Genomic DNA, 3,841 nt, shown 5'->3' with positions numbered 1-3,841 from the left:
GAGATTCAGGGGGCCAGTCTAGTAGCAGCCTTTGTAGAACAAGCTGCAACACGAGCTAAACAGAAAGCTATCGATCAGATGAAAGCTATCTTTCCAGACTGGGAACCAGCAGAGGACGCTTGAACGTAAAAGGCAGTGTGTATTAACATACGGCCTTAACTTTTTAGGGGCATATGATGAAGAACGTTAATTTAATATTGCTCGGAGATAGCACACAGCCACAAGAGAAGCGTATGAAGGAAGCGCTCAAGATAAGCAAGGGTGTGAAACCTGCTGCTGTGTTGGATGCTGTGAAAGAAGCATATGATGGTACAGGGAAGAAACCTAGCCTGAACTATGCACAGCTTGCACGATGGAGAAAGGGTTTAACCTACTATCGCTCACCTCCTACTGTAGACGCTATAGATCCCTATACAGAATTATTTACTCCCCTGTACCAACTGCTAGAGAATCCAGTGGTAGTAGCTTCCATCGATGTAGAAGAATTCGAACAACGATTAAGAAAGCAGGTTGAAGAACGTGAACGGCTATTGAGTACGGCAAGACGGGAAGAAGCAGAACGTATTATGAAAGAATCAGAAGAACGTGATCATAATAGGTTAATGGAGGAATTAAGTAAGCTGATGGATAAGCTGAGAGAGCTTAGGAAAGATTAATGCACATTTTTGTGCATTTAGAATAGTTGAGAAGGGGTAGCCTAATATTATGGTTCCCTTTTCTGTTTTTATTTCACCGGAAAGAGTTTTGATACTACTACTGCGTTAATTATTCCCCTTCTTACTACCGCACTAATAAGCACATTCACCGCTGTGAGAATTATCACACCGCCTACATGGTGAATAGCTTTGGCTATGAAAGATCAAAATGGTATAGAGTCCGAAGGACGACTAACCAGACAGCCTACAGAGCGTTTAAATGATGCAAGGCAGGCAATCACCTTATCTACTCACAAAACCGCTTAAAATGGCTTAATTTCAATGGACAAAATTGTCCAGAGAAAACTATTCTTTCTCGGGGATTTCCCCGAGAAAGTGAGGAGTATTCCCGCTAGACAAATTTGTCCAGCGCTATGAATACTACGTACTCCTGTGTATGTTCTTGCTTGCTGCTATCACAACAGTTTCATACAATAACTACCTGCACAAGCTCGCAACTGGTTGTTTTTAATATTCATACCGAATATCAAACTGTGATCCCGCATGAATTCCCCCCACCCGCGTAGACGATGAACGGTGCTTACTGGCGTGGTTTCAAATGGTTTTCCAGCCACGGCAGCATCTGTTTTTTACGACTCAGCATCCCTTCAACCTTGCAGGGCTGCGCGATATCTGTCAGTTCTTTTCCGGCAAACCACAGGCTGGTGTCGCCTTTGTTGATATCCGTCAGCATCAGCACGACCAGCGCAGCATGGCGTTCCTCAGCATAGCGCACCATTTCCGCACGCAAATCGTCCAGCACCGGCGCCACCTGATCCAGTGCGTAAAGCTCGAGCTGCGCCACGCAGACCTGGTGCCCATGAATCGTGAACGTTTTGCAATCTTTATTGAGAAGTTGCCGGGCGCTCATCCCCTCCACGCTGGTTTTAGCTGATAGCAGGTCGCGGCAGAATGCCTCCCGATCAACTCCCGTTTTTTCGACCAACGCGTCCACCGCCTGGCAGTCGTCTGCCGTAGTGGTAGGTGAGCGTAGCGTGACAGTGTCACTCAAAATGGCCCCCAGCAGCAACACGGCCTCGGAGGAAGAGATCTGGCGACGCTCCTCTTCCGACATCAGTTGCCATAACAGCGTCGCGCTACTGCCGACCGGTTTCACCCACACTTCCGGCGGTAAACGCGTCATCAAACCGCCGAGGCGGTGGTGATCGATAATACCAACGACATTACTCTCAGCCAGAGAGTCTGGACCCTGAGCGGGTTCAGTAAAATCCACCAGCCAGACATCTCTGTCGGTCAACGGAAACGTCAGCAGTTCGGGCATCGAAAGTCCCGCGTGCTCAAAGATAAATTGCGTTTCACGGTTAGGTTCACCCGCGCGCCATGCCGTCGCCTGCTGGCCGCGTAAGGTTAACCAGCGCGCAGTCATCGCGGCGGTGCAGATGGCATCGCTATCGGGATTAAGGTGCCCTATGACATGTATCATTAATCAGTGCCTTGTAATGTGAAGAGAACAATAACCAAAGTATACCGATCGGGTACATTCCCTTCCATGATCCCGCTGCGCAGTCAGGCAGTACAAAACATAAGCAAAATAAATCAGTTGTAAGTAAAATACGATAAATGTTAATAATATTTTGCTATCAGGTTATCAAAAACCAACAACTTTACTTGCTACCGATACGGCTCTGTTTTTAACATCGCTTATGGAAAAAAATGTTCTGTTCAATCAGCGTATTCGCTTGCGCCATCTTCACACTTTTGTCGCCGTTGCCCAACAGGGGACGCTGGGGCGCGCGGCTGAAACCCTAAACCTGAGTCAACCGGCTCTCTCCAAAACACTCAACGAACTGGAGCAACTGACCGGGACACGCCTCTTCGAGCGCGGTCGCCTTGGTGCGCAGTTAACGCTACCCGGCGAACAGTTTCTTACCCATGCGGTAAGAGTGCTGGACGCGCTCAATACGGCCGGTCAGGCATTAAATCGTCGGGAAGAAGCACATAATGATGTCGTGCGCATCGGAGCACTACCGACGGCTGCACTGGGTATTCTTCCCACCGTCATTGGTCCGTTCCACAAGCAGCAAATGGAGACCACGCTGCAAGTTGCCACCATGAGTAACCCGATGATCCTCGCTGGGTTAAAATCCGGGGAAATCGATCTCGGCATTGGCCGGATGGCCGATGCGGAACTCATGGTCGGGCTAAACTACGAATTATTATTTCTCGAGTCGCTCAAGCTGGTAGTACGCCCTAACCACCCGCTGTTGCAGGAAACCATCACGCTAAGCCGGGTGATGGAGTGGCCGGTCGTGGTATCGCCAAAAGGTACCGCGCCGAGGCAGCATGCGGAAGCCCTGCTGCTAAGCCAGGGGTGTGAACTGCCGCGAGGTTGTATTGAAACGCTGTCGGCATCGCTGTCGCGTCAGTTGACAGTGGATTACGACTACGTATGGTTTGTGCCGTCAGGCGCGGTGCGGGAAGATTTACGCCAGGCCACACTGGTGTCATTACCGATACCGACGCAAGGATCCGGCGAACCCATTGGCATTTTGACCCGTAGCGACGTTCAGCTCTCTACCGCCGCACAGATCCTCATCGCCGCGATCCGCAAAACTGTCCCGTTTTGATCTTTCTCGCCGCCAAAAATAAAGGGACCCGCGGGTCCCTTTATCGTTAAAACGTTTCCCAATTCTCACCGTGGGATGGCGACGTTTGCGGCGACGAATAAACCGGTGTGGCAGCAAGGGGCGCGCGTTTTTTCACGCTGCCGCCCTGCAAGCGAAAGGTGCCAACCGCCTGAGTTAAACGTGCAGCCTGCTCCTCCAGCGAGGCCGCGGCAGCAGACGCTTCTTCGACCAGCGAAGCGTTTTGCTGCGTGACTTTGTCCATCTCTGAAATCGCCTGGCTCACCTGCACGATGCCCCGACTTTGCTCATCGGAGGCGGCAGCAATCTCCAGCATAATATCGGTCACGCGTTTTACCGCATCGACGATATCCGTCATGGTATTGCCTGCAGCCACCACTTCCCCGGAGCCTTGATCAATCAGCCGTACGGATTCGCTGATTAATCCTTCAATCTCTTTTGCTGCCTGGGCACTACGGCTTGCCAGTGTACGCACTTCGCTGGCCACCACCGCAAAGCCGCGCCCTTGCTCGCCTGCTCGCGCCGCTTCCACCGCCGCAT

4 protein-coding genes are annotated in these 3,841 nt (G+C 51.1%); 2 read left to right on the top strand and 2 right to left on the bottom strand.

Going from position 1 to position 3,841, the window contains the following annotated elements; genetic code table 11:
• Nucleotides 1-173: 173 nt before the first annotated feature.
• Nucleotides 174-656 carry a hypothetical protein gene (locus FDW95_RS16705; protein WP_135911998.1) on the top strand — a complete coding sequence of 161 codons (483 nt, stop codon included), beginning with the start codon at nucleotides 174-176 and terminating at the stop codon, nucleotides 654-656.
• A gap of 580 nt (nucleotides 657-1,236) precedes the next feature.
• Here FDW95_RS16705 and FDW95_RS16700 read toward each other — a convergent pair.
• Entirely contained in the window at nucleotides 1,237-2,139 is a 903-nt protein-coding gene (locus FDW95_RS16700) for a manganese-dependent inorganic pyrophosphatase (protein WP_115258433.1), read from the bottom strand.
• A 220-nt stretch (nucleotides 2,140-2,359) separates the two neighbouring features.
• On the opposite strand from FDW95_RS16700, the gene FDW95_RS16695 reads away from it, so the two are divergent.
• Entirely contained in the window at nucleotides 2,360-3,283 is a 924-nt protein-coding gene (locus FDW95_RS16695) for a LysR substrate-binding domain-containing protein (RefSeq protein ID WP_115258432.1), read from the top strand.
• A 46-nt stretch (nucleotides 3,284-3,329) separates the two neighbouring features.
• Here FDW95_RS16695 and FDW95_RS23975 read toward each other — a convergent pair.
• Nucleotides 3,330-3,841, bottom strand: a 512-nt coding sequence (locus FDW95_RS23975) for a methyl-accepting chemotaxis protein (RefSeq protein ID WP_249359186.1), incomplete at its 5' end; no start/stop codon positions are given.

It is taken from the genome of Citrobacter sp. wls718, assembly GCF_005280945.1.
GTDB lineage: Bacteria > Pseudomonadota > Gammaproteobacteria > Enterobacterales > Enterobacteriaceae > Citrobacter > Citrobacter gillenii.
This window is presented reverse-complemented; position numbering and strand designations above follow the sequence as displayed.

Coding starts and splice junctions, on each gene's coding strand:
- FDW95_RS16695 (WP_115258432.1), top strand. CDS start 2,360: ATGGAAAAAAATGTTCTGTTCAATCAGCGTATTCGCTTGCGCCATCTT.
- FDW95_RS16700 (WP_115258433.1), bottom strand. CDS start 2,139: ATGATACATGTCATAGGGCACCTTAATCCCGATAGCGATGCCATCTGC.
- FDW95_RS16705 (WP_135911998.1), top strand. CDS start 174: ATGATGAAGAACGTTAATTTAATATTGCTCGGAGATAGCACACAGCCA.